The sequence below is a fragment of the Streptomyces sp. ATCC 21386 genome (genome assembly GCF_018728545.1).
Lineage (GTDB): Bacteria > Actinomycetota > Actinomycetes > Streptomycetales > Streptomycetaceae > Streptomyces.
Genome location: NZ_JAAVVL010000001.1, coordinates 6,472,550 through 6,496,183 on the forward strand (window position 1 = coordinate 6,472,550; position 23,634 = coordinate 6,496,183).

The 23,634-nt window shown below is 71.8% G+C and carries 20 protein-coding genes; 13 read left to right on the top strand and 7 right to left on the bottom strand.

Going from position 1 to position 23,634, the window contains the following annotated elements:
• Nucleotides 1-8 precede the first annotated feature (8 nt).
• Nucleotides 9-2,291: an ATP-binding protein gene (locus GWK25_RS27795; RefSeq protein WP_215454050.1), complete on the bottom strand. Its 2,283-nt coding sequence runs from the start codon at nucleotides 2,289-2,291 to the stop codon at nucleotides 9-11.
• A gap of 386 nt (nucleotides 2,292-2,677) precedes the next feature.
• Entirely contained in the window at nucleotides 2,678-3,856 is a 1,179-nt protein-coding gene (locus GWK25_RS27800) for an MBL fold metallo-hydrolase (protein WP_215454052.1), read from the bottom strand.
• A 131-nt stretch (nucleotides 3,857-3,987) separates the two neighbouring features.
• Between GWK25_RS27800 and GWK25_RS27805 the strand changes: the two genes are divergently transcribed.
• Together GWK25_RS27805 and GWK25_RS27810 are read left to right on the top strand one after the other, a co-directional pair.
• Nucleotides 3,988-5,169: a Glu/Leu/Phe/Val dehydrogenase dimerization domain-containing protein gene (locus GWK25_RS27805; protein WP_215454054.1), complete on the top strand. Its 1,182-nt coding sequence runs from the start codon at nucleotides 3,988-3,990 to the stop codon at nucleotides 5,167-5,169.
• A 67-nt stretch (nucleotides 5,170-5,236) separates the two neighbouring features.
• Nucleotides 5,237-5,857 carry a TetR/AcrR family transcriptional regulator gene (locus tag GWK25_RS27810; protein ID WP_215454056.1) on the top strand — a complete coding sequence of 207 codons (621 nt, stop codon included), beginning with the start codon at nucleotides 5,237-5,239 and terminating at the stop codon, nucleotides 5,855-5,857.
• Nucleotides 5,858-6,225: 368 nt separating this feature from the next.
• Here the strand turns inward: GWK25_RS27810 and wrbA are convergent, their stop codons facing one another.
• Nucleotides 6,226-6,831 carry an NAD(P)H:quinone oxidoreductase gene (gene wrbA, locus GWK25_RS27815; protein ID WP_215454058.1) on the bottom strand — a complete coding sequence of 202 codons (606 nt, stop codon included), beginning with the start codon at nucleotides 6,829-6,831 and terminating at the stop codon, nucleotides 6,226-6,228.
• Nucleotides 6,832-6,924: 93 nt separating this feature from the next.
• Entirely contained in the window at nucleotides 6,925-8,424 is a 1,500-nt protein-coding gene (locus GWK25_RS27820; RefSeq protein ID WP_215454060.1) for an aldehyde dehydrogenase family protein, read from the bottom strand.
• Between the two features lie 140 nt (nucleotides 8,425-8,564).
• On the opposite strand from GWK25_RS27820, the gene GWK25_RS27825 reads away from it, so the two are divergent.
• Nucleotides 8,565-9,272, top strand: coding sequence for an IclR family transcriptional regulator (locus tag GWK25_RS27825; RefSeq protein WP_215454062.1), 708 nt, complete (start codon nucleotides 8,565-8,567; stop codon nucleotides 9,270-9,272).
• Nucleotides 9,273-9,299: 27 nt separating this feature from the next.
• Here GWK25_RS27825 and GWK25_RS27830 read toward each other — a convergent pair whose 3' ends face one another.
• From GWK25_RS27830 to GWK25_RS27840, 3 genes are all read right to left on the bottom strand, one after another.
• On the bottom strand, nucleotides 9,300-11,213 hold the full coding sequence (locus GWK25_RS27830; protein ID WP_215454064.1) for a primary-amine oxidase: 1,914 nt from the start codon (nucleotides 11,211-11,213) through the stop codon (nucleotides 9,300-9,302).
• Between the two features lie 68 nt (nucleotides 11,214-11,281).
• A complete protein-coding gene (locus GWK25_RS27835; protein WP_215454066.1) occupies nucleotides 11,282-12,760 on the bottom strand; it encodes an APC family permease in 1,479 nt (492 codons plus the stop codon).
• 182 nt (nucleotides 12,761-12,942) lie between these two features.
• A complete protein-coding gene (locus tag GWK25_RS27840; protein ID WP_215454068.1) occupies nucleotides 12,943-13,731 on the bottom strand; it encodes an IclR family transcriptional regulator in 789 nt (262 codons plus the stop codon).
• A 115-nt stretch (nucleotides 13,732-13,846) separates the two neighbouring features.
• On the opposite strand from GWK25_RS27840, the gene GWK25_RS27845 reads away from it, so the two are divergent.
• The 10 genes from GWK25_RS27845 (at nucleotide 13,847) to GWK25_RS27890 (ending at nucleotide 23,628) form a co-directional block, all read left to right on the top strand.
• Entirely contained in the window at nucleotides 13,847-15,436 is a 1,590-nt protein-coding gene (locus GWK25_RS27845; protein WP_251829065.1) for an acetolactate synthase large subunit, read from the top strand.
• An 11-nt stretch (nucleotides 15,437-15,447) separates the two neighbouring features.
• Nucleotides 15,448-16,968, top strand: a complete 1,521-nt coding sequence (locus tag GWK25_RS27850) for an aldehyde dehydrogenase (protein ID WP_215454069.1) — start codon at nucleotides 15,448-15,450, stop codon at nucleotides 16,966-16,968.
• Nucleotides 16,969-17,185: 217 nt separating this feature from the next.
• Entirely contained in the window at nucleotides 17,186-17,980 is a 795-nt protein-coding gene (locus GWK25_RS27855) for an SDR family NAD(P)-dependent oxidoreductase (RefSeq protein ID WP_215454070.1), read from the top strand.
• A gap of 91 nt (nucleotides 17,981-18,071) precedes the next feature.
• The gene (locus GWK25_RS27860; protein ID WP_215454071.1) at nucleotides 18,072-19,094 is read left to right on the top strand and encodes a glycoside hydrolase; all 1,023 of its coding nucleotides are present in this window, start codon (nucleotides 18,072-18,074) and stop codon (nucleotides 19,092-19,094) included.
• Nucleotides 19,095-19,096: 2 nt separating this feature from the next.
• Nucleotides 19,097-19,624 (top strand): VOC family protein, encoded by a 528-nt coding sequence (locus GWK25_RS27865; protein WP_215454072.1) that lies wholly within the window; start codon nucleotides 19,097-19,099, stop codon nucleotides 19,622-19,624.
• 82 nt (nucleotides 19,625-19,706) lie between these two features.
• Nucleotides 19,707-20,309, top strand: a complete 603-nt coding sequence (locus GWK25_RS27870; protein WP_215454073.1) for an amino acid synthesis family protein — start codon at nucleotides 19,707-19,709, stop codon at nucleotides 20,307-20,309.
• 1 nt (nucleotide 20,310) lies between these two features.
• Entirely contained in the window at nucleotides 20,311-21,183 is an 873-nt protein-coding gene (locus GWK25_RS27875) for an alpha/beta fold hydrolase (protein ID WP_215454075.1), read from the top strand.
• Nucleotides 21,180-22,862 carry a bifunctional 3-(3-hydroxy-phenyl)propionate/3-hydroxycinnamic acid hydroxylase gene (locus tag GWK25_RS27880; protein ID WP_215454076.1) on the top strand — a complete coding sequence of 561 codons (1,683 nt, stop codon included), beginning with the start codon at nucleotides 21,180-21,182 and terminating at the stop codon, nucleotides 22,860-22,862. The genes GWK25_RS27875 and GWK25_RS27880 overlap by 4 nt, the downstream gene beginning before the upstream one ends.
• Nucleotides 22,859-23,197 (top strand): NIPSNAP family protein, encoded by a 339-nt coding sequence (locus GWK25_RS27885; protein ID WP_215454077.1) that lies wholly within the window; start codon nucleotides 22,859-22,861, stop codon nucleotides 23,195-23,197. The genes GWK25_RS27880 and GWK25_RS27885 overlap by 4 nt, the downstream gene beginning before the upstream one ends.
• Nucleotides 23,194-23,628, top strand: a complete 435-nt coding sequence (locus GWK25_RS27890; RefSeq protein ID WP_215454078.1) for a carboxymuconolactone decarboxylase family protein — start codon at nucleotides 23,194-23,196, stop codon at nucleotides 23,626-23,628. Before GWK25_RS27885 ends, GWK25_RS27890 begins: the two co-directional genes overlap by 4 nt.
• Nucleotides 23,629-23,634: the final 6 nt, after the last annotated feature.

Consider the following 23,634-nt stretch of genomic DNA (forward strand, 5'->3'; position numbering starts at 1 on the left):
GGCGGTGGTCATCCGGCCGGTGTGCTCCCGTCCTGCCGGGGTGTGAGGTCGTGTGCCGCGTCGAGGGCGGACGGCGGTACGGCTATGGGGGCGCCGCCCCTGGGGTGTCCGCCCAGGGGTTGCGCGGCGTCCTTGTGGGGTGCGTCCATGTGGGCCAGCTCCATGTGGAGTGCGTCGGCGCCGCCCGTGCCGCCGTGCGGTGCCGGGGCCGGGTAGCCGGTGTTCGAGCCTGTGCGTGGCTGTCCCGTGTCGTCGATACGGGACGCGGCGTCCGGGGCGGGCGGTGAGAAGTCCGCGGGGGACGCGAGATCGGCCGGGGTGGCGATGTCCACGCGGGAAGCGAAGTCGGCGCGGGACGTGCTGTCCGCGCGGGAACCGAAGTCGGTGGGAGAGGCGATGTCCACCTGCGGCGTGTCCAGGGTGGAGGTGTCCCAGTCGGAGCTCTCCATCTGGCGTGCCTCGGCGAGTCCGATGCCGCGCTGGAAGGCGGCCATCAGCCCGGGGTCGTGGCCGATGTAGTGGTCGGGGTCCTGGCGGGACGTGGGCGCGGGGCCGCCGCGCAGCTGGGGCACGATGTGCTGCTGGGCGCGACGGCGGGGTAGCTGGGGCTTGCCCATGGTCCCGCGGACGGCGCCGCCGACCCGTGGGGTCGGGGGTGTGCCGGCGTTGTCCGCGACCGTCCGCCGGTCGTCGGGGCGGATGCCGGGCACGGCCTCGGCCGGGTTGGGCCGGTCCTCGCGGGCGCCGCGCACCGGCAGCGGGGTCGGTCCGGTGCCGCCCCTGCCCGAGCCCTGGCGGGCGCCGCCCCGGCCGGGGCCCTGCTGCCGGGGCACGGTGGCGCGTGCGGGACTCGGCGCCGCGCGGTGGCCGGGTTCGGGACGTGCGGGCCCCGCGGGGGCCGGGCGGCCGGACCGGTCGTGCGCGTCGGCGGCGCGGGCGGGGCCGCCGGCCGTCGGACGGTCGGCGGGGCCGGGTGCGGACGCCCGCTGGGACGGGGCGGCGGGCGCCTGGTGGGGCCCGGCGGGCCTGCGGGTGCCGGTGCTCTGCTCGGGGACGGCGTGGGTGTGCGGCAGGCCGTCGGGTTCGCCGCCGAGGAGGCCCTGCGGGACGACGAACGCGGCCTGGACGCCGCCGTAGATGTTGCTCTGGAGGCGGACCTGGATGCCGTGGCGGCGAGCGAGCTGGGAGACGACGAAGAGTCCGATGCGGCCGTCCTGGAGCAGGCTGGCGACGTTGACCTGGTCGGGGTCGGCGAGCAGGGCGTTCATCTTGTTCTGCTCGGTGACGGGCATGCCGAGACCGCGGTCCTCGACCTCGACGGCGAGGCCGGAGGTGACGAGGTTGGCGCGGAGCAGGACCTGGGTGTGCGGGGCGGAGAAGACCGTGGCGTTCTCGACGAGTTCGGCGAGGAGGTGGATGACGTCGGCGACGGCGTGCCCGCGCAGGGTGCCGTCGACGGGGGGCACCAGCTTGACCCGGGAGTACTGCTCGACCTCGGCGATCGCGGAGCGCAGCACCTCGGTCATGGAGACCGGGTTGCTCCACTGGCGGCGGGAGACGGCGCCGCCGAGGACGGCGAGGTTCTCGGCGTGGCGGCGGATGCGGGTGGCGAGGTGGTCGACGTGGAAGAGGCCCTTGAGCAGGTCCGGGTCCTCGATCTCGTTCTCCAGGTCGTCGAGGATGGAGATCTCGCGCTGGACGAGGGACTGGAGCCGGCGGGCCAGGTTCACGAAGACTTCGAGCTTCTGTTCGCTGCCGGCGTGGCTGGAGAGCTGGGAGGCCTGGACGACGGCGGTGACGGCGCTGTCGTGGGCGCGGGCGAGGTCGGCGGCGAGCGGCTCGAAGTCGTCGGCGCCGGCGGCGGTTCGGATGCGGGGCCCGCGCGCGGGCGGCTGGTCGCCGCGCCGGAGGGCGTCGACCAGGGAGCGCAGGTCGTCCTCGCCCTTGCTGCTGGCCTGACGCAGGGCGTCCAGCCGTTCGCGCACGGACTTGGCGGTGCGCCCGGCGGCCACGGCGCCGATCGCGATGCCGGCGAGGGCCACGGCGGCGGCTCCGGCGAGGACCGCCCACAGCGTGAGGCTCGGGCGGGCGCCGCCGGCGCGGAAGGTGAAAAGGACGGCGGCGCAGGCGCTGAGGGCGACCGCGGTGGGGGGCAGGACCGCGAGGCGCACCAGTTGTGGCCGTATGTGGATCTCGGGCAGCGAGGGGACGGCGGCGCGGGGGGCCGATCGCCCGTGCCGCCCGCCCTCACGGCGGTCTGCGCGGGCGGCCGGTGCGCGAAGGTGAGACATCAGCGTCCTCGTACTGGTCCGTCTGGGTGTGGGGGGTGCCGCGTCCGGGCGACTCAGGCGTGCGCCCTCGCGTGTCGGTCGCGAGAGTCGAAGAATTCGGCACAGCGTCGTCCGACGGCAACTCACAGTAGTCGCCAACGCGTCATGTGCGGTGCGCAGTTGACAAAGACCGCCGTAATGCGTCCCGCTCTGGTATGAGGCTTCGTGCGAAAGTCCGATAATTCTTCGGACGCTCGTTCTTGTTGGATTCCTTTTCCGCTCGAATTTCGATCAGATTCGCTCAGAACGGGTCGGCATTAGATGCAGAGGGCCGGGGAGCACTGTGCTCCCCGGCCCTCTGCATCCGTCGAAAAATCACCCTGTCGGGAGAATTCCCGACCGGATTCTCAGCCCTCCGCCACCAGGTCGAGCCGCTCCCCCACCGGGGGCCACGCGGCCCAGCCGCCGACCGGCTGCTGGGAGACCGCGCGCCACCACGGATCCACCGGCGGGGTGCTCTTCGGCTCGAACGGCTCCCCCGGCCGCGGCGCGGCCATCGTGACCCCCGCGCCGTGGGTGGCCCACATCATGCGCTCGCCCGGCTCGGCCCAGGCATGCATCGCCAGGTTGAACGTCGCCCAGTGGATCGGCATCATCACCCCGCCGGGCTCGCCGCCCTGCAGGTCGAGGTGGGTTTGCAGCCCCTCGTCGGGGGTCATGTGGATGTCGGGCCAGTACTCCGAATAGGCACCGACCTGGATCATGGTGAGGTCGAACGGGCCGTGCGCGGCGCCGATGTCCTTGAAGCCCTCGAAGTACCCGGTGTCGCCGCTGTGGTAGATCCGGTGCTCGTCACCGGCGACGACCCAGGAGGCCCAGAGCGTGTGCTGGGTGTTGCGCAGGCCCCTGCCGCAGAAGTGCCGCGCCGGGGTCGCGGTCAGGGTGAGGCCGCCGACCTTCGTGTCCTCGTGCCAGTCCAGCTCGCGGATCCGGTCCGCGGAGACACCCCAGTGCTCCAGGTGGGCACCGACGCCGAGGGGCACGGCGAAGAGCGTGTCCGTGCCCGCCAGTTCCTTGATCGAGGGCATGTCCAGGTGGTCGTAGTGGTCGTGCGAGATGACGACGACGTCGACCGGGCCGAGCGCGGCGAGCGGCACGGGCACGGGGTGCAGCCGCTTGGGCCCGGCGAAGGCGAACGGGGAGCAGCGCTCACCCCACACCGGGTCGAAGAGCACCCGGTGGCCGTCGATCTCGGCGAGCACGCTGGAATGTCCCATCCAGGTGGTCCGCAGTCCGCTCGCCGGGGGCCTGGCCAGGTCGGCGAGGGTCGTGGAGTGCACGGGGATCAGCCCCGCCGGGGCCCGCCGCACCCTCTCGTCCTTGCGGAAGTAGCTCTTCGCCATTTCCACGGCGGCGCCCCCGGAGGGGCGGACCTGGGCGCCCTCGGGGTTCACGAAGACCCCGTTCGCGAAATGCGGGGATCTGCGGATCCGCTCCCATCGGGCGCCGCTCGGATCCGCGCCGAAGGCGGCGGGCCGCACTGCGCGCAGCCCCGAACTCAGAGAACGGGATCCGGAACCGGACACGGCACCTCCAGGTGGATTCGCTCAGGCATCCCATTATGGTCCGCCCCTTCGACCGCGCCGGGTCCGACCGTCCCCGCGCGATGCAATACTGACCAACTATTCAGTAGATCTTTTTGTTCCCGGGGAGCCCCATGACCATCAGCCCTTTCATGTCGCTCACCTGGACCGACCACGTCACGGGCCGGCGGGGCTTTCTGGTCGTGGACCGGCTGGTGCGCGGGGTCTGCAGCGGTGGCCTGCGGATGCGCCCCGGCTGCACGCTGGACGAGGTCGCCGGGCTCGCCCGCGGCATGACCATGAAGGAGGCGCTGCACTACGCCCCCGAGGGCCGGTACGTCCCGCTCGGCGGCGCCAAGGGCGGCATCGACTGTGATCCCCGGGACCCCGAGGCCTACGGCGTTCTGGTGCGCTACCTGCGCGCGATGCGCCCGTACATCGAGAGCTTCTGGACCACGGGCGAGGACCTCGGTCTCGCCCAGGACCTGGTGGACCGCGCGGCCGGCGAGGCGGGCCTGGTGTCGACGGTCCAGGCGGTGTACCCCCTCCTGGACGACGAGGGATCGGCCCGGCGACGCCTCGCGGACGCCTTCGCCGTCCAGGTGGACGGCATCGGCCTCGACGAACTGGTGGGCGGCTGCGGTGTCGCGGAGTCCGTGCTCACCGCCCTGGACCGGACCGGTACGCCGTACGCCGGGACCCGGGTCGCCGTGCAGGGCCTGGGCACCATGGGCGGCGCCACCGCCCGCTTCCTCGCCCGCGCCGGCCTCACGGTCGTCGCGGTCGCCGACATCAAGGGCACCGTCACCAACCCCGCCGGACTGGACGTCGAGGCCCTGCTCGCCGCACGCGACCCGTACGGCACGATCGACCGCGCCGCGCTGCGGCCCGGCGACCGGGAGACGCCCGCCGACGCCTGGGTGGCCACCGAGGCCGACGTGCTCGTCCCCGCGGCCGTCTCCTACGCGATCGACACCACCAACCACCACCTCGTCACCGCCCGGCTGATCGTCGAGGCGGCCAACATGCCCGTGCTGCCCGAGGCCGAGGAGGCGCTCACCTCCCGCGGTGTCACCGTGCTGCCCGACGTCGTGGTCAACTCCGGTACGAACGCCTGGTGGTGGTGGACCCTCTTCGGTGACATCGGCCCCACCGCCGACGAGGCGTTCACGCACACCCGCCGTTCCATGCGCGCCCTCGTCGACCTGATGCTCACCCGGGCCGAGACCGAGGGCACCACGCCCCGCGCCGCCGCGCACGCCATCGCCGCCGACCGCCTCCCGACGATCACGGACCGCTTCGGCTGGCACCGCTGACGTCCCGCCCGCGCCGGGGTGGCTCGAAGCCTGCGGCGCCGCTCGGGGGCCTGGGTAGGGTTGCCACGTGGGCAGAGTGCGGTTGAGCGTGGCCGAGCGGCGTGCGGAGCTGCTGCGGGCCGCCATCGAACAGATCGAGGAGCGGGGCGTCGCGGCGGTACGGATCGCCGACGTGGCCGCCGTCCTCGGGGTGAGCAACGCCCTCGTCCTCTACCACTTCTCCTCGAAGGAACGCCTGGTGGCCGAGGCCTTCCGCCATGCCGCCGAGGACGACCTGGCCCACCTCCGCAAGCTCCTGGGCCGCCGCACCACGGCCCTGCGTCGCCTCAGGGCGGCCGTACGCTGGTACGCCCCCACCGGCCAGGCCAAGGGCTGGCGCCTGTGGATCGAGGGGTGGGCCGTTTCCCTGCGCGACCCCGCCCTGCGCGAGGTCACCCGCGATCTGGACCGCCAGTGGAAGGCGGCGCTCACCGAGGTCATCGAGGCCGGTGTGGCCGCCGAGGAGTTCCACTGCCCGGACCCCACGGCGTCCGCCCTCCGGCTCACCGCCCTCCTGGACGGCCTGGCGGTGCAGATGACGGCCTACGAAGGAGCGGTCTCCCGCGCCAGGGCCCAGGAATGGGCCGACCGGGCCTTGGCCCACGAACTGGGCCTGGACCCCGGCTCATTGACGACGGCGACCCGCTGAACACGGCGAACACCCGCGCCCCGCAAGGGGCCCGGGGAACTGCGCGGGGAACCACAACGGACAGAACGCCGCCCACGGAGCCCGAAGGAACGTGCCGCACAGGGCTTCAACAGGTCGACCGAGAGCCATACTCGACCATGAGGGGCCGGCCCGCGACGGCCCGGCTTGGGGAAAGGCAGCAATCCGGTTCGACAGCCGCTCACCGGACGGCACCGTCAACATGTCCCGGCACAGCCAGTGAGGGGCCACACAGCGTTGCAGGCGCTGTCGGGCCGGGGCAGCCGTGGCCGGGGAGCGGCTGCGCCTTCCGCAGCGGGGCGGGCCCCGCCGCGGAAGGTCGGCCCACCGCCCGGGGGCCGTGGGCGGGGTCAGCCCGCCAGTAGGGTCGTGAACCGGGCCAGCCGGGCGCCCTGGAAGCGGGCGCAGGCCAGCGCCGTCTCGTCCGGGAGAATCGAGGGGAAGCCGGCGGGCCATGACGTTCCGTACGGGTTGCCGCCCGACGCGTAGACGGCGTCGTCCGTGTAGCCGAGCGGGACGATGACCGCGCCCCAGTGGTAGAAGACGTTGTTCAGGGACAGGATCGTCGACTCCTGGCCGCCATGCCGCTCCGCCGAGGAGACGAAGGCCGTCACCGGCTTGTCCGCCAGCTTCCCCTCCTGCCAGAGACTTCCGGCGGTGTCGATGAACTGCTTCAGCTGCGCCGCAGGAGCGCCGTACCGCGTAGGGGTGCCGAAGGCGTATCCGTCGGCCCACTCCAGATCGGCGAGCTCGGCCACCTCAACGGTCGACTCCGTCTCCCGGTGATGCGCCGACCAGTCCGGATTCGCCGCGATCGCCTCGTCGGGCGCGAGTTCGGCGACCCTGCGCAGTCGCACCTCGGCACCCGACGACTCGGCGCCTTCGGCCACCGCTCGCGCGAGCCGATGCACGGACCCCGTCGCACTGTAGTAAACGACCAAGACATGAGCTGACACGGAGAACCCCTCCTGGATGCAGTGGACGACCAACAGGGCGGTCGACGGTGACAGGGCGGACGGTCAGGGGAAGGCGCGCGGAGGAGCGCGCTCTCACTTGTCGGGCGTGTACGAGAGGACGGCCGTGACCGTCTTCTCCTCGGTGTTGGCCTCGATGCCGGCCCAGCCCAGTTCCCGCCCCTGGCCACTGAGCCGGGAACCGCCCCAGGGCACGCGGGGGTCGAGCGGCGCCCAGCCGTTGATCGCGACGGCACCCGCCTTCACCCTACGAGCGACCACATGGGCCCGGCTGACATCGGCGGTCCACAGGGTGGCGGCCAGCGCGTAGTCGCTGTCGTTGGCCATGGTGATCGCGTCGGACTCCGTGTCGAACGGGATCACGGCGCCCACGGGCCCGAAGATCTCCCTCCGGGCGATCGTCATGGTGTTGTCCACGTCGGCGAACAGGGTCGGCTCGACGAAGAAGCCCCTGGCGTGCGGCCGGCCGCCCCCGGTGATCAGGCGGGCGCCCTCGTCGACCCCGGCCGCGATGTACTCGGAGACCCTGCCCAGCTGCCGGGCGTTGATCAGCGCGCCCATCGTGGTGCCCTCGTCGAACGGGTCGCCGACCTTGGTGGCACGGGCCCGCGCCACCAGGCGCTCCAGGAACTCGTCGTACACGGAACGAGCGACCAGGATGCGGCTGCCCGCCGCGCACACCTCGCCCTGGTTGGCGAAGATGCCGACCGTCACCCCTTGCGCGGCCTCGTCGAGATCCGCGTCGGCGAAGACGATCTGGGGACTCTTTCCGCCGAGTTCCAGGGTCGTGCGCCGGAACCCCTTCGCGGCGGCCAGAGCCACCTTGTGTCCCGTCTCGGGGCTGCCGGTGAAGGAGATCTTGTCCACGCCGGGGTGGTCGATGAGCGCCTGCCCCGTCACCGCGCCGAGTCCGGGAAGGACGCTGAACGCCCCGGCCGGGAAGCCTGCCTCCTCGATCAGCGACGCGAGGAGGAGGGAGGTGAGGGGCGCGTCCTCCGGAGGCTTGAGGACGACGGCGCAGCCCGCGGCGAGCGCGGGCGCGATCTTCCACGCCCCGATCATCGTCGGTGAATTCCAGGGCGTGATGGCCGCGACGACCCCGACCGGCTCGCGGACGGTGTAGCTGTGCGTGGGCCGTCCCATGTAGGAGGACGTCGGGACGGAGCGGCCCTCCACCTTGTCCGCCCAGCCGGCGAAGTACCGGAACGTCTGGATCGTCTGGGGGAGGTCGATCGCCCGCGGTTCGAAACCGGGCTTGCCGATGTCCAGCGACTCCAGCGTCGCGAACTCCTCGCTCCGGGCCTCGATCAGGTCGGCCAGGCGGTGCAGCAGGACCGCCCTGACGCTTCCTTCGGTCCTCCCCCACTCTCCCTCGTCCATCGCGGTCCGAGCGTGCGACACGGCCCGTTCCACTTCACGGGCCCCCGCCGCGGCCACGGTGGTGAGCCGACGTTCGGTGACCGGGTCGATCACGTCGAAGGTTTCGGTGCTCTGACTGCTGTCCCATCGCCCGGCGAGGTAGGGCTCCGTGGGAACGGTGGTGACCAGCCGTTCGGCCTCTGCGCGCATGAGCATGTACGATTACCGTTCTATGAGGACGATATTCGAAACCATAGGGAGAGGGTGACGCCGGGTCAAGGGGTCGGCGTCACCGGGCTGTTCCCGGCGCCGTGACATGATGTGCGGCACTCGGTAGCAGGAGGAGAGAGAAGATCGTGGCGGCGACCGGCGGGGAAACGTCCCTGACTCTTGACCGCGGGCTGACGGTGCTGTCGCTGCTCGCACGCAACGCCGACGGCCTCACGGCGGCGGAGCTCGCCGAGCAGCTGACGATCGCCCGGGCGGCCGTCTACCGTCTTCTGCGCACGCTGGAGGCGCACAACCTCGTCGCCCGCCTCGGCACCCGGTACATCCTCGGATTCGGTGTGGCCGAACTGGCCGGACAGCTCAAACCACGGCTGCAGGCCACCGTCCTGCCGATCCTGCGACGGCTCAGCGAGCAGACCAACAGCACGGCGCTGCTGAGCGTCGCCGACGGCGACCAGGCCCTGATCCTGCTGACGGCGGAACCGCCGAACTCGACCATGCACCTCGCCATGCGGGAGGGTGCCCGGCACGCCCTGACCGTCGGCGCGGACGGCATCGCCATCCTCGCCGGCCGGCCGGACTCCGGGGCGGACACCGAGCACGTCCGCGAGGCCCGCCGCCGGGGCTACGCGGTCAGCGTGGGCTCGATCCAGGAGGGCGCGATCGGCATCGCCGCCCCCATCCGGGTCTCGGACTGGTCGACGGCGAGCCTCGGAGTGGTGCAGCTCGGTCTCAAGCTCGTCGACGACCGGGTCCCGCATCTGGTGACGGAGGCGGCCGGGACCGCCGCGACGCAACTGGTCGGCACAGCCGGCCCCGAGGCCGTCGGGCGCTGACACCCCCCGACCCCGCGGCCGCCCCGGTCAGTGGCAGTGCGTCCTCCCGCGCCCCGGCGGGGGCGGTACGTCCAGCGAGGGGTTGCGGTCGAAGAATCCGACCGGCTTCAGCGCGAATCCGACGTAGTCGCAGGGCATGATGGGCCAGTCCTCCGGGCGAGGCAGGTGCGAGGTGCCGAAGGTGTGCCACAACACCACGTCCGTGTCGACGAGATCACGCTCCTGCCGGATCCAGGTGCCGATGCCGTCACCGGGGTGCTGGTTGGGGTAGTCGCCGGCCGCGTGCAGTTCGTCGGGGCTGTACCGGGTCACCCACAGATGCGCCCGCGCGAACTCGGCGCGCCGCGCCAGATCGCTCTCGGGGGCGGCCAGCAGGGTCGGCCCCACGAAGGGCACCAGCTTGTAGGCGACCGGCTCGTCGAAGCGGTTGCGTACGCCGGGGTTGGTGATCTTCCAGGTGCGTGCGGTGAGCGGGTCGCACATCCGGCGTCCGTCGCGTTCGTTGGTGATCTCGGTCCGGCGGGCGACGATCGCGTTTCCGTACGGGTTGTCCGGCCCCATCGGCTGCCCCACCGCGTCGACCTCCACCACCGTGTTGCGTGGCCCGTCGACCTCCATGTCCAGGCGCATGTTGAACAGGTGCTGGTGGTTGGGCGCGTCCAGCTGGGGCGCCACGAGCGTGCCGTAGGCGGGTTTCTCGCCGGGGGCGACGGCCCGGGTCTGCACGATACCGGTCAGCTTGGCCTCGAACTGGATCGTCCCGTCGAGGTAGAAGTACCAGAAGAAGCCGTACTCGTAGTTGCCGATCGTGTGGATCGACGACACGACCAGCCGCCGGGAACGCCTGACCTCCGCCTGCGGGACGTAGCGGAAGTCCCAGTGCTTCCAGAGGATTCCGTAGTCCTCCTCGTGCAGACAGATGGCGTTGGTGACGGTGTGCGCGGTGCCCGACTCGTCGGAGAGCACGGCGTCGAGATACCGGATCTCGCCGAGGCAGTCGCAGCCCAGACTCAGCGAACCGACCGTCTTGCCCAGGCTGTACTCACCCGCGTCGAAGACGTTCCGGAAGAAGAAGTCGTCGCTGGTGTCGCCGTAGGGCACCACCATCTCGCTGATGCCGGCCCGGTGCAGGATCGGGCGTCGGCGCCCGTCGTCCTGGTAGGAGACATCGCTGATGACGAGTCCCTCCACCACGTCGATGTGGGCGTGCAGCCGCCACCGCTGCCACTCGATCACATGGCCGGACACCGTGAAGGAGGGGCCTTCGGGCTGGGTGATCTCGATGGGGCGGAGGTCGTCGCGCAACGGACCGACACTGGCCGGGTCGTAGTTCCCGCTCTCCGGCGGAAGCGGCAGCGGATCCCCCTCCTGGATGGCCGCCACCGAACGGGCGTCGCAGTCGATGACGAAGACGAGGTTCCCGACGGGCCTGGCGTAGCCGTTGTCCTCGGTGAAGTGGCGAACGTACGCGGTCGCCCGGATCACTCGTCGTCGTGCGTCCACCCCCTCGATCGGCAACGTGCCGGTCGACCAGGGGTCGAACTGCACCTGCGAGAGATCCTCGACACCGTGCCGCACCAGGGCCTCCACCGCGGCCTGGTCGTTCTTGATGATCTCGTCGAGTGCCATCAGCTCGTCGATCATGATGGGGGGCTGCCTGCCGGGGAGATGTTCCCAGGAGACCAGGCTGTCGTCGGTGAGATCGACCCGCGCCTCGAACATGGCGCCGGCCTCGGGGTCGTAGACGACGAGGAAGGCCACCCGGGGGATCGGCTGCGCGGGGTCGTACTCCCGTACCTGTTGCTTGTCGGGAAGGTCCAGCCGGATCAGCGGGAACCTGATCGCGGTCCGCTCCGCCTGAGCGGCGCGCACCACGCCGACCGCCTGCTCCGTCTCCTTGGAGCTGAGCGGATCGTACGGGTGCGACGTCGTGGTGGTCACTGCCGTTCCTCCTGCCGGTCGGGGGGTTGGATGCGGGGGATGGGGCGGGGTGGCGGATACGGGCGCCGTCATCCTGTGGTCACCTCACTCGATCTGCGCGCCGGCTCGTCGGCGACGCCTCCCTGCCGGGAGGACCTTCCGTGGATGAAGAAGGACCACGCCGCGCCGAGTGCCACCCAGACGAGAAGGGCCCAGGGGACGGTGTCGAGAGGGCTCTGCGCCTTGTAGACGGCGCCGAACACCGCGCCTGCCGCCACCAGGGCCCCGACGCTGCCGGCGACGAGGAGCTTGGCACGGTTGACGTACGGCCACAGGCCCTTCACGCCGAGTGCGGCGACGATCATGTACATCAGCGCGAGGCCGGTACCGCCGAAGCCGGCCATCCAGGTGAACGCCGGCGACCACTGCGGTTGCAGGACACCGGGCTGAGCGGTCTCTCGCGGGAAGATGCCGTCGCCGACACGGACGGCGACGATGGTCACACAAGCGAACACACCCAACAGGGCGCAGCCCCATACGGGGGTGAAGAACCGGCGATGCAACTTCGCCAGCTCCGAGGGCAGTCGGCCGCTGCGGGCCATGGAGAGCATCCCCCTGCTGGACGCGACGCCGACACCGATCGCCACCGCGAGAACGTCGAAGATGATCAGGATCCCCATGAAGGTCCCGAAGCCGTCGGACCCGTACTCCTTGCCGGAGGCCAGGGCCTCCAGCGGGAAGACGCTGTCCTTCCACGCCTGCGCGTCGAGGCCGAAGCCCAGAGCCTGCGCGTACGCCACGATCAGGTAGTAGACCCCGACGATGCTGATCGACCACATGACCGCGCGGGGCACGTGGCGCTTGGGGTTCTCGGTCTCCTCGGCCAGGTTGGCGGCCGACTCGAACCCGATGAACATGTTGATGCCGTAGAGCACGCCGTAGAGGAGGTCCAGACCTCCCACGGAGAACGGGTCGAAGGGTTCGGCGGACAGGCCCTGGCTGCTGCCGCCGACCCGGAAGACGATGACCAGGGAGAACACAAGGACGACGACCATGGTGACCAGGGCGAGGAAGAGCTGCGCCCGGATGGACACCTGGACGCCGACCACGAGAAGGGCGACGACGAGCGCGGCGTAGCCCAGCGACAGGGGCCACCACGGCACGTCGACGGAGAGCGAGTTGAGGAGCCAGGTCTGGGTGAGTCCGCCCAGCACGAGGAAGGTCGACGCCCCCAGCACCATCATGGCGCCGTAGTAGAGCCATCCGGCGACCACGCCGACGCGCTGGCCGGCGCTGTCGCTCACGTACTCGTAGAGCGAACCGCACAGATGGATCCGCTTCGCGTACTGGGCTATGACCCATCCGACTCCACAGATGCCGATGCCGGCGATGGCGATCGCGACGGGGGTGGCGACGCCGGCGCCGCGCCCCGTGGCCGACAGGCCGACGACCAGGGGCAGCAGAGCCGCGACCGAGAAGACCGGCCCCATGAAGCCGATGGATTGAGTGAGGACGCCGATCAACGACAGGCGGCCGTGAGCCAGGGTGATGCGATCAGGGCTTGTCATCCCGATCAGCCTCCAGTTTTCACCACTGTGCGATATTCGTACATGGTGTACGTTTGTTGGTAGCACATGGTGTGGTGGCTGGTGGTGGGTGTCAAGGCCCGCCGGACACAAAGGAGGCCGCCCCCGCCGAACTGTTGCGACGGGGGCGGCCGTTGACCGAGAAGAAGGAGCCGGGCGGCGGCCTACCGCGGCCCGAGCAGGAACGCCCGGGCGGCGTGCGCGGCGGAAACCACGTCCGGCGTGGCCTCGTCGACGCGGTCCTGGCGGTGCGAGACGAACATGACGCAGGCGTCCAGCACGTCCCCTCCCCGGGCCAGCGGCGCCGCGACCGCGTGGGCACCCGGCTCGACCGCGCCATGACTCGTGACCCAGCCCCGGCGGCGCGCATCCCGTACCGCCTCCGGGTCGTCGTCGGCGGGGGCCCGCCCGGCGCGGATCGCACACGGCGCGGCCCCGCGGTCCAGCGGCTGACGGGAGCCCTTGCGGTAGGCGAGGTGGTAGTCGGCGTTCCGAGGGACAGCCGTGGCTACGGCGACGACGCAGTCCGGTTCCGGGAAGAACAGGATCGCCGTACCGCCGTAGCGGTCGGCGAGTTGCTGCAGCAGCGGCTGGACGAACTCCGCGAGGGTGGGCCGGGAGGAGCCCGCGAGCGTATGGAGTTCCCCGCCGGGCACGTACGCGCCGTCCGCGCTCCTCGCCAGGAACCCCTCGGCGGCCAGCGTGCCCGCGAGGCGATGGACGACGGTCCGGTGCAGCCCCGTCCGGGCGGCTATCTCGGCGACCGTCAGTCCGCGGGGCTGGTGGGCGACGGCCCGCAGGACGGCGAGGCCCCGGACGAGCGTCTGCGACGGCGGCTGACTGGGCCTCTTGACCGCCTCCCCGCCCTCCTCGCCCTGTCCGTGCGCACTGCTTCCCGTGCCGTTCGCGGCCTCTGCCCGCACCCCGCGTACCACCTTCCTGGTTCCGCTCACGCGTTCAGCGTAGGCCACGGGTCCGCCGACCCCGGGGCTTGACGCCGGGCTCCTCCCCTGCCAATGCTGTGCACTATACGCACGGACGGTGCGCATAGTGCACGGAGGAAAGTCCATGAACCACGCCACGACCGTCTGGCAGGCGAACCGGTTCGGCGTCATGACCGGGGCGGAGGCCCTGGTCGAGACCTCGCTCGCCGCCGGAGTGGACGTCTGCTTCGCCAATCCGGGAACCACCGAGATGCCGCTGGTCGCCGCGTTGGACTCGGTCCCCGGCACCCGCGCGGTGCTCGGGCTCTTCGAGGGCGTCTGCACCGGAGCCGCCGACGGCTACGCCCGGATCGCCGGCCGGCCGGCGATGACGCTGCTCCATCTGGGCCCCGGTTTCGCCAACGGCATCGCCAACCTGCACAACGCGCGCCGGGCCCACTCCCCCGTCTTCAACGTCGTCGGGGACCACGCCAGTTGGCATCTCGCCCATGACGCGCCCCTGACCTCGGACATCGTCTCGCTGGCGCGCCCCGTCTCCGGCTGGGTCGGCACCGCCGCCTCCGGTGCGGGTCTGGCCGAACTGACGGCCCGCGCCATCGGGGCCGCCGGCGCCCCGCCCGGCTGCGGGGCCACCCTCATCGCCCCCGCCGACCTCCAGCAGGAGGTCCTGGAGGGCCCGGTGGACGTCGAGTTGCCCGGCACACCGCGCCGACGGGAGGTGGCGGCCGAGGTCGTCGACGCCCTTGCCAAGCGGCTGCGGGCCGGAGAGCGCGCCGTCCTCCTGCTGGGCGGGACGGCGCTCGACGAGCGCGGGCAGCGGGCGGCCGCGCGGATCGCCGCCGCCACCGGGGCGGTGCTGTACAGCGAGACCTTCCCGGCCGCCGCCGAGCGCGGCGGCGGTCTCCCGGACCTCGACCGCCTGCCCTACTTCCCGGAGAGGGCGGTCGAGGCTCTCGCCGGGGCTCAACTCGTCCTGCTGGCAGGGGCCTTGGAACCCGTGTCGTACTTCGGCTACGAAGGGATCCCGAGCCTGCTCGCTCCCCCCGGCACCGTGGAGGTGCTGAGCACACCGGAGGAGGACGGCGCGCACGCGCTGGAGGTCCTCGCGGACGCCCTGGGAGCGCCCGAACCGCCGTCACCCGCCCGGCCGGACGACGCGGGGCTCCCGGACGGAGAGCTGACGCCGCGGTCGGTCGGCCGCATCGTCTCGGCGTTGCTCCCTGAACACGCCGTCGTCTCCGTCGAGGGCGGCACCTGCGGCTACCCCTTCTTCACCGCCTCGTCGCACGCCGCCCGGCACACCACCCTCACCAACACCGGCGGGGCCATCGGCCAGGGCCTGCCCGCCGCCGTCGGCGCCGCGATCGCCGCGCCCGGCCGCAAGGTCGTCGCCCTCCAGTCCGACGGGAGCGCGCAGTACACGATCCAGGCGCTGTGGACGATGGCCCGGGAGCAGCTGCCCGTGGTCACCCTCATCGCGTCCAACCGCGTCTACAACGTGCTGCGCACCGAACTCGACCGGCACGGCCAGAGCAGTCCCGGTCCCAACGCGATGGCGCTCACCAGCCTGGACGCGCCGGCCTTCGACTGGCCCTCGCTGGCCCGCGCCTACGGCGTACCCGGCACCCGGGTCGAGACGGGCGAGGCACTGCGGCGCGCGCTCGGCCGCGCGCTCGCCTCCGACGGTCCCCAGCTCATCGAGATGGCCCTGTGAGAGGAGCCGCCATGCACAGCACAGCAGACCCGGTCGCGGACGCGGCGGGGGCGGTCGACCGCTTCCTCGCCGAGCCGCGGACCATGCTCATCGGCGGCCGCTGGGTCGGCGCCCTCTCCGGCGACTCGTTCGCCACTGTCGATCCCGCCACCGGCACCGTGCTCACGACCGTTCCCGACGGCGAGGCCGCCGACGTCGACCGGGCCGTCACGGCGGCGCGCCGCGCGTTCGGCGACCCCGGCTGGCGGCGAATGAGCCCGCTGGAGCGGGGCGTGCTGCTGAACCGGGTCGCCGACGTCATCGAGGCGCACGCGGACGAACTCGCCCTGCTGGAGTCGCGCGACAACGGCAAGCCGGTCTCCGTGGCACGCGCGGTGGACGTGGGCACCAGCGTGAAGCTGTTCCGCTACTTCGCGGGCTGGCCGAGCAAGCTGGAGGGCAGCACGATCCCCGTGTCGCCGCGCGGTGGACTGCGCGTGCTGAACTACACCACGCGGCAACCGGTGGGCGTGGCGGGACTGATCGTGCCGTGGAACTTCCCCGTGTCGATGGCGTGCTGGAAGCTGGCGCCCGCGCTGGCCACCGGCTGCACGGTCGTCCTGAAGCCCGCCGAGGAGACCCCGCTGTCCACGCTGCGGCTCGCCGAGCTGCTCCAGGAGGCGGGGGTGCCGGACGGTGTCGTCAACGTCGTCACCGGGCGTGGTGCCTCGGCGGGTGCCGCCCTCGCCGCACACGACGGGGTCGACAAGATCGCTTTCACCGGGTCCACGGAGACGGGCCGCGCCATCGTCCGCGCCGCCGCGGGGAACCTGAAGAAGGTCTCCCTCGAACTCGGTGGGAAATCCCCCAACATCGTGCTGCCCGACGCCGACCCCGAGGCCGTCGCCGAAGCCGCCGCGCAGGCCGTCTTCTTCAACCAGGGACAGGTCTGCACGGCCGGCTCCCGGCTGTACGTACACCGCAAGATCTTCGACGACGTACTGGACGCGGTGGCCGAGCGCGCCCGCGGCATCGTCGTCGGGCCCGGCAGCGACCCGGCCACCGAGATGGGTCCGCTGGTCTCCGCGCGCCACCACGAGCGGGTCACCGGGTTCATCGCCGCCGGCCGGGAGCAGGGGGCACGGCTCGCCGCGGGCGGTGGGCGGCCCGGACTCGACGCGCCGTACGACGCGGGCTACTTCGTCGAACCGACGGTGTTCGTGGCGCCCGACGACGGTCTGCGCATCGTCAGGGAGGAGATCTTCGGCCCCGTGCTCGCGGCGATGAGCTGGGACGACGTGGACGACCTGGTCGAGCGGGCCAACGACTCGCCCTTCGGGCTGTCGGCCGGCATCTGGACGTCCGACCTGGGTCACGCGCACCGCATCGCCGACGAACTACAGGCGGGCACCGTGTGGATCAACTGCTACAACCTCACGGATCCCGCGTCGCCCTTCGGCGGCTTCAAACAGTCCGGCTGGGGCCGCGAAATGGGCCGGACCGTGCTCGACCACTACACCGAGATCAAGAGCGTCTGGGTCAACCTGGGCTGAGGCCGAGGTCCACTCCCGGGCGGGCAGCCGCGGTCGCGCCGCACAGCGCGCCCCTCGACGCCACAGGCGCGCAATTCCGCATTCCCCTTGGCACCGCAGGCACTCGGCTGCGGGTGCCCCTCGGCGCAGCGTCCCCCCCTGACGTCGCGTGCCGTCTCGCTTCCACACCCCCTCGTCGTCGTACCCCCATGTCCCGATCACCCCTGTGGAGCCATGCATGGACCTCGAACTGGATGGCAGGACCGCCATCGTCACCGGCGGCAGCCTCGGTATCGGCCGGGCCACCGCTCGCGCGCTCGCCGCGGAGGGTGCGACCGTCGTCGTCACCGCCCGTCGGCTGCCCCTGCTGGAACGCGCCGCCAAGGAGCTGGAGGCGGAGACCGGCAGCCGGGTCGTCCCGCTCGTGTCGGACACCGATGACACCGAGTCCGTGCGCGCCATGGTGCGGCGCGTGGCCGACGAGTTCGGACGCGTCGACATCCTCGTCAACGGCGCGGCGGCCCCGTCCGGGCTGGTGCGCAACGCGGTCGAGGAGGCCGACCCGGAGCTGCTGCTCGCCGACCTCAACACCAAGGTCGTCGGCTACTTCCGCTGCGCGCAGGCCGTCACCCCGCACATGAAGGCGAACGGCTACGGCCGGATCATCAACATCGGCGGGCTGACCGGCCGTTCCAGCCACGCGCTCTCCGGAATGCGCAATCTCGCCGTCGTCCACCTCACGAAGGTGCTCTCCGACCAGCTCGGCCCGTCCGGCGTCACCGTCAACACGCTGCACCCCGGTGTGGTGGAGACCGAGCACATCCACGAGCTGTACGAGAAGGAGGCCGCCAAGCGCGGCATCACCGCGGCCGAGGTCGAGGCGGACTTCGTCGCCCGCACACCGATCCGCCGGGTCCTGGAGGCGGACGAGATCGCCCAGGCCGTCTGCTTCCTCGCCTCCCCCAGGGCCGCCGCGATCACCGGGGAGTCGCTCGGCATGGACGGCGGCCTCACCCGCGGCATCTTCCTCTGACAGCCCCCGGACGTCTCCACCACAGTCCCCGCGCCCCTCAACACCCCTCACACACCCCCTCGTTCCGCAGCTCCGAAAGGAAGAACCCCACATGGAAGGCACCATCCTGGTCGCCACCGCAGGCCAGGGCATCCTGCGCTCCTCCGACGACGGCGCCACCTGGTCCCGGCTCGGACTCGGGCAGGCCCTGGAGTTCGACGCCGTCGTCCGCTGCCTGGCCGTCCACCCCGAACAGCCCGAGGTCGTCTTCGCCGGCGCCGACGCGGGACTCGTGCGCAGCGGTGACGCCGGGGTCACCTGGCACCGTGTCGACTCACCGATGAACGACCGGACCATCTGGTCGCTGGCGATCGACCCCACCCACCCGGACACGATGCTCGTCGGGACCGGCGCCCCCTCACGGGCCGCCATGTTCCGCACCACGGACAGCGGGGCGAGCTGGGAGCAACTGCCGCCCGAGATCCCGGAGTTCTGCGCCGGCGTCAACCGTCCCCGCATCCTGACCTGCGTCGTCGACCGCCATGAGCCGAAGAACATGTGGTTCGGTGTCGAGGAGGGCGGCCTGTGGCGCAGCGGCGACCGGGGCGACTCCTGGGAGCGGATCGACGGCACCCCGGCCTCCCTGCCCCAGGGGGTGACCAACTCGGACGTGCACTGTGTCGTCGTCCTCGAAGGCCCGCCGAAGACGATCGTCGTCGCGGTCGTCAACGCGCTGTTCGTGAGCCACGACGACGGGGCCACCTGGACCCGCACCGACTCCCGCGAGACGTTCGGCATCTACTACACCCGGCTGGTCAAGCAGCTCCCCGGCACCGACGACCTGCTGCTCGGCATCGGCGACGGCACCCCCGGCACCACCACCCGGATCCTGCGCTCCGAGGACCTGGGGCGCAGCTGGCAGGACACCGTCCTCGACACGCCCGCCAACTCGACCGTCTGGGCCTTCGGCACCCACCCCGCCGACCCGGAACTGGTCTTCGCGGGCACGAAGTACGGCCATCTCCTGCGCTCCACGGACGCCGGGCGCAACTGGCGCAAGGAGTGGCGCGAGTTCAGCGAGATCACCGATGTGACCTGGACCCCCGCCGTAGCGCCCACCACGGAAGGACACTGAGCATGGAGCCCGACGAGCGTGTACTGGCCCCGCACGAGGAGCCCACGCCGATCCCCGCCGACCCGCGTGACGTCGTACGGCCGCGGGTGCGCCGGACCCATCTGTCGCTGTTCGTCCGCGACCCGGAGGCCTCGGCCGCGTGGTACGAGGACGTCCTCGGCATGGAGGTCACCGCGCGCGGCCCGCAGTGGGTGTTCCTGTCCTTCGGGCGCAAGCACCACGACATCGCCCTCATCCGCGCCGAGGAGGGCGCGGTCGTCGGAGGCGTCGGTCTCCAGCACTACGGGCTGGAGGTGGAGGGCGACCTCGACGAGTGGCGGCGGCTGTACGGGATGCTCCTGGCCAAGGACGTGCCCGTGGTGAAGACCACCGATCACAAGATCGGCTTCGGTCTGTACTTCACCGACCCGGACGGCAACCGCTTCGAGTTCTTCCACGAGACGGTCACCGACGACGAGGAGGGCAAGCGCGTCCTCGGCCTGTACGGCGCCCCCAGCGAACCGGTGGATATCGAACCGCTCCGCGGCTGACCCCGCCGTGCCTCACTCGCCCCGCCGTCCCCCACTCATGCCCTCATCCCCTCCCCCCTTGACCGCCCCGGAGGAAAGACCCATGCCCCAGCCCAACTTCGCCGGGTACCACATCCGCAAGTGGTTCACCCAGACCGAGGACACCCTCGCCAACGAGACCGGTGTCCTCGCTGACGGCGACCCCGTCCGCAAGATCGTGATCGCGGCGGCGGTCCACAACCCCTACGCCGGGCGGTTCAGCCAGGACCTCGGCGACGTCGTGGCCGATTCACCGAAGCTGGGTGAGGAGTTCGGCCGGCGCGCCCTGGAGGCGGCCGGCGGCCTCGCGATCCAGAGCTACGGGAAGGCGTGCCTGGTGGGCACGGCCGGCGAGTACGAGCACGGCAACGCCTTCCTCACCGCGGTCTTCGCGGACCCGGTGCGCGAGGCGGTCGGCGGCGGGAAGGCGTGGGTGCCGTCGACGGGCAAGCGGGGCGGGCCCGGCACGGTCCTCGACGTTCCGCTGGCCCACAAGGACGCGCTGTACGTCCGCTCGCACTACGACACCATCACGGTGAGCTTCTCCGACGCCCCGAACCCGGACGAGGTCGTCGTCGTGTTCGCGTTCGCCACCCGCGGCCGGCTGCACGCGCGGCTGGGCGGTATCCGCGCCGACGAGGTCCGGGGCCAGGACGGGCTGCGCTGAGATGGCCGCCGACACCACCTCCGGCGGGCGGGACCGGTTCCTCACCCTCAACGGACTGCGCGCCCACTACGTGGAGTGGGGCGACGAGGACCGGCCCGCGATCGTCATGCTGCACGGACTGCGCAGCTACGCCCGGACGTTCGAGCCGCTGGCCGGGCGGCTCCGGGACCGGTACCGCGTCCTGGCCCTCGACGCGCGCGGGCGGGGCGACAGCGACTGGGACCCGAACGGCGCGTACCACACGGAGTCCTACGTCGCCGATCTGGAGAAGTTCACCGACCTCCTCGGCCTGGACGGATTCGTGCTGCTCGGCCACTCCATGGGCGGCGCCACCACGTACGTCTACGCGGCACGCCACCCCGAGCGGGTGCGTGCGGCGGTCGTCGAGGACATCGGCCCCGGCTCCTCGCTGTCCGGTGCGGGCGCCGAGCGCATCAGAAGGGAAGTGGCCGAGACCCCGCGTGACTTCCCCGACCAGGAGGCGGCCCGCCGGTACTGGCGGAGCATCCGGCCGCACATCTCCGAAGAGGCCCTCGAATCCAGACTGCGGCACACCCTCACACCGGACCAACAGGGGCGCTGGCGCTGGAAGTTCGACCTGGCGGGCATCGCTGCGGCCCGCCTGGACCCGAATCCGGCCCGCCAGGTCGACCTGTGGCCCTACGTCGAGGCACTGCGCTGCCCCACCCTGGTCGTCCGCGGCGGGGAGTCCGACTTCCTCCCCGCCGCCACGGCGGTGGCGATGACGCACCGCAACCCGCGGATCCGGCTGGTGGAGGTCCCGGGCGCGGGCCATTACGTGCACGACGACGCCCCGGAGCCCTTCCACCACCATTTCACCCGATTCCTCAGGAGCGCGGAGGCCGTGCGATGACCGAACCCGTCGTGCACCGCGCCCAGGTGGCCGTCGTCGGCGCCGGACCCGTCGGTGTGACAGTCGCCAACTACCTGGGCCGCTACGGAGTGCGCACCCTGCTGATCGACCGCAGCGAGGACATCGTCGACTATCCCCGCGCGGTCGGCATGGACGACGAGTGCCTGCGCAGTTTCCAGGGCATCGGGCTCGCCGAGGAGATGCTCGGTGACATGATCCAGAACGTGCCGCTGAAGATGTTCGCCGCGAACGGACACTGCCTGGCCGACATCCGGCCGGACACCAAGGAGTTCGGCTGGCCCCGGCGGAACATCTTCATGCAGCAACTCGCCGAACGCACCTTGCGCGAGGGTCTCACCCGCTATCCGCGCGTGCGGTCCCTGCTGGGGCATGAGCTGGTGCGTCTGGAGCAGGACGGCACCGAGGCCCGGCTCCACGTCGTCGGGCCCGACGGACAACGGGGGCTGGTGCACGCCGACTACGTGGTCGCCGCCGACGGCGGCCGCAGTACCGTGCGCGAGCAGCTGGGCATCCCGTTGAGCGGGGACACCCACCCGCGCAAGTGGGTGGTCATCGAGTGCGACAACGATCCGCTCGACGCCCCGTACACGGGGCTGCACGGCGACCCGAAGCGCCCCTACGTCTGCCTGGACCTGCCGTACAACTACCGCCGCTGGGAGTTCATGCTGTTCCCCGGCGAGGACGCCGAGGCCATGCTGCGGCCGGAGAAGGTGCACGAGCTGCTGTCCGGGCACGTGCCCGACCCCACGGCGCTCCACATCATCCGGGCCCGCGTGTACACGCATCACTCGCGGGTGGCCGACCGGTTCGTGGACGGCCGGGTCTGTCTGGTGGGCGACGCCGCCCATCTCATGCCGCCGTGGGCGGGGCAGGGCATGAACACGGGAATCCGGGACGCGACCAACATCGCGTGGAAGCTGGCCGCCGTCGTCAGCGGTCGCGCCCATCCGCGGATCCTCGCCACCTACGACACCGAGCGGCGTGAGCACGCCCACGCGATGGTGAAGCTGTCGGACGCCATCGGCCGGTTCCTCTCGCCGACGAACACCACGGTGGCCCGGGCGCGCGACACGCTGGTGCGGGGCCTCACCGTCGCACCGCCGGTGCGCAGCTGGCTGGTGCACATGAGGTTCAAGCCCGTCCCCCGGTACACCGAGGGCATCATGCTGCACGGCCGACGGGCGGGGCGGCGGAACTCCCCGGTGGGCCGGATGTTCGTCCAGCCGAGGGTGGAGACCGCCGACGGGCGGGTCGTCCCGCTGGACGAGACCCTCGGCGAGTGGTTCGCCCTCATCGGCTACGGCACCGATCCGCTCGTCCATCTGGATCCCGACAGCCGTACCTTCTGGGACCGGATCGGCACGCGGTACCTCACGGTGGTCGAGTCCCGTTCGGGCCGGTCCCGTACCGAGCGGCGCACGTCGGCGACGGACTCGGTGACGGTGGAGGACGTCGACGGCACCCTGCGGGACTGGTTCGCCGCGCACGAGGGCGGTGTCGCCGTTGTCCGGCCGGACCGGTATCTCGCGGCCCTGGCCGTGCCCCGTGACCTCGGGGCGGTGACCGACGCGTTCGAGCGGCTGATCGCGCCGTCGCGGGCCGCGGAGTCCAAGGACGCCTGGCGTTCGGTGCCCGTCCCGGAGGGAGAGGCCTCGTGATCGTCGAGCAGCGGGACTACCTGCTCAAGCCGGGCGCGGCGGCGCACTACGTGCGGCTGTGGGAGGAGTACGGCCGAGAGCCCCAGTTGCGGATCCTCGGCAACCTCCTCGGCTGCTGGACCACCGAGGTCGGCGATCTCAACACGCTGGTCTACCTCTGGGGCTTCGAGAGCCTGGAGGACCGCGCCAAGAGACGCGCCGCGCTGGCGGAGGACGACGAGTTCGCGTCGTTCCGCGGCCGGGTGCGGGAGCTGCTCGTCCGGCAGACCAACCGGATTCTCGTCCCCGCCACCGAGTACGTCCCTGTGTGCCCGTCCGGGGGAGGCCGGGGATGACCGCCGATCCGGCCCCCTCCGCGGCCGCGCAGGAGTATGTCGACGCCATGGCCCGCGACCGCGGGTACGTCCTCGACTACCACAAGGTCATGGCGCGGTACGACCTCGACGTCCTGCGGGCGGCGAACGAGCTGGTCCGGGCGGCCTATCTGGCGCCCCGCAGTCTGGACCGCCGCACCAAGGAACTGCTGTTCATCCTCAGCCTGACCGTGATGCGCGCGGACCGGCATCACATCCAGAGCCACATCCGGGTGGCTCTCGACCTCGGGGTCACCCCGCGGGAGATCCTTGAGGCGATCGAGATCGCCCTGCCGGAGGCCGGCATCGTCGCCTTCCAGGCCGGGCTGGAGGCCTGGCGGGAGACGGTCGGCGCCGTCGGCATCGAACCGAACTCCGTCGACGGGGAGGGCGGTTCGGGCTCGGTGGAGTGAGTGGCT

What these genes read in the sequence shown, in the direction of transcription:
- GWK25_RS27795 (WP_215454050.1), bottom strand. Translation starts at nt 2,291, where the DNA reads ATGTCTCACCTTCGCGCACCGGCCGCCCGCGCAGACCGCCGTGAGGGC.
- GWK25_RS27805 (WP_215454054.1), top strand. Translation starts at nt 3,988, where the DNA reads ATGACCATCAGCCCTTTCATGTCGCTCACCTGGACCGACCACGTCACG.
- GWK25_RS27820 (WP_215454060.1), bottom strand. Translation starts at nt 8,424, where the DNA reads ATGCTCATGCGCGCAGAGGCCGAACGGCTGGTCACCACCGTTCCCACG.
- GWK25_RS27835 (WP_215454066.1), bottom strand. Translation starts at nt 12,760, where the DNA reads ATGACAAGCCCTGATCGCATCACCCTGGCTCACGGCCGCCTGTCGTTG.
- GWK25_RS27845 (WP_251829065.1), top strand. Translation starts at nt 13,847, where the DNA reads ATGAACCACGCCACGACCGTCTGGCAGGCGAACCGGTTCGGCGTCATG.
- GWK25_RS27850 (WP_215454069.1), top strand. Translation starts at nt 15,448, where the DNA reads ATGCACAGCACAGCAGACCCGGTCGCGGACGCGGCGGGGGCGGTCGAC.
- GWK25_RS27855 (WP_215454070.1), top strand. Translation starts at nt 17,186, where the DNA reads ATGGACCTCGAACTGGATGGCAGGACCGCCATCGTCACCGGCGGCAGC.
- GWK25_RS27860 (WP_215454071.1), top strand. Translation starts at nt 18,072, where the DNA reads ATGGAAGGCACCATCCTGGTCGCCACCGCAGGCCAGGGCATCCTGCGC.
- GWK25_RS27865 (WP_215454072.1), top strand. Translation starts at nt 19,097, where the DNA reads ATGGAGCCCGACGAGCGTGTACTGGCCCCGCACGAGGAGCCCACGCCG.
- GWK25_RS27870 (WP_215454073.1), top strand. Translation starts at nt 19,707, where the DNA reads ATGCCCCAGCCCAACTTCGCCGGGTACCACATCCGCAAGTGGTTCACC.
- GWK25_RS27875 (WP_215454075.1), top strand. Translation starts at nt 20,311, where the DNA reads ATGGCCGCCGACACCACCTCCGGCGGGCGGGACCGGTTCCTCACCCTC.
- GWK25_RS27880 (WP_215454076.1), top strand. Translation starts at nt 21,180, where the DNA reads ATGACCGAACCCGTCGTGCACCGCGCCCAGGTGGCCGTCGTCGGCGCC.
- GWK25_RS27890 (WP_215454078.1), top strand. Translation starts at nt 23,194, where the DNA reads ATGACCGCCGATCCGGCCCCCTCCGCGGCCGCGCAGGAGTATGTCGAC.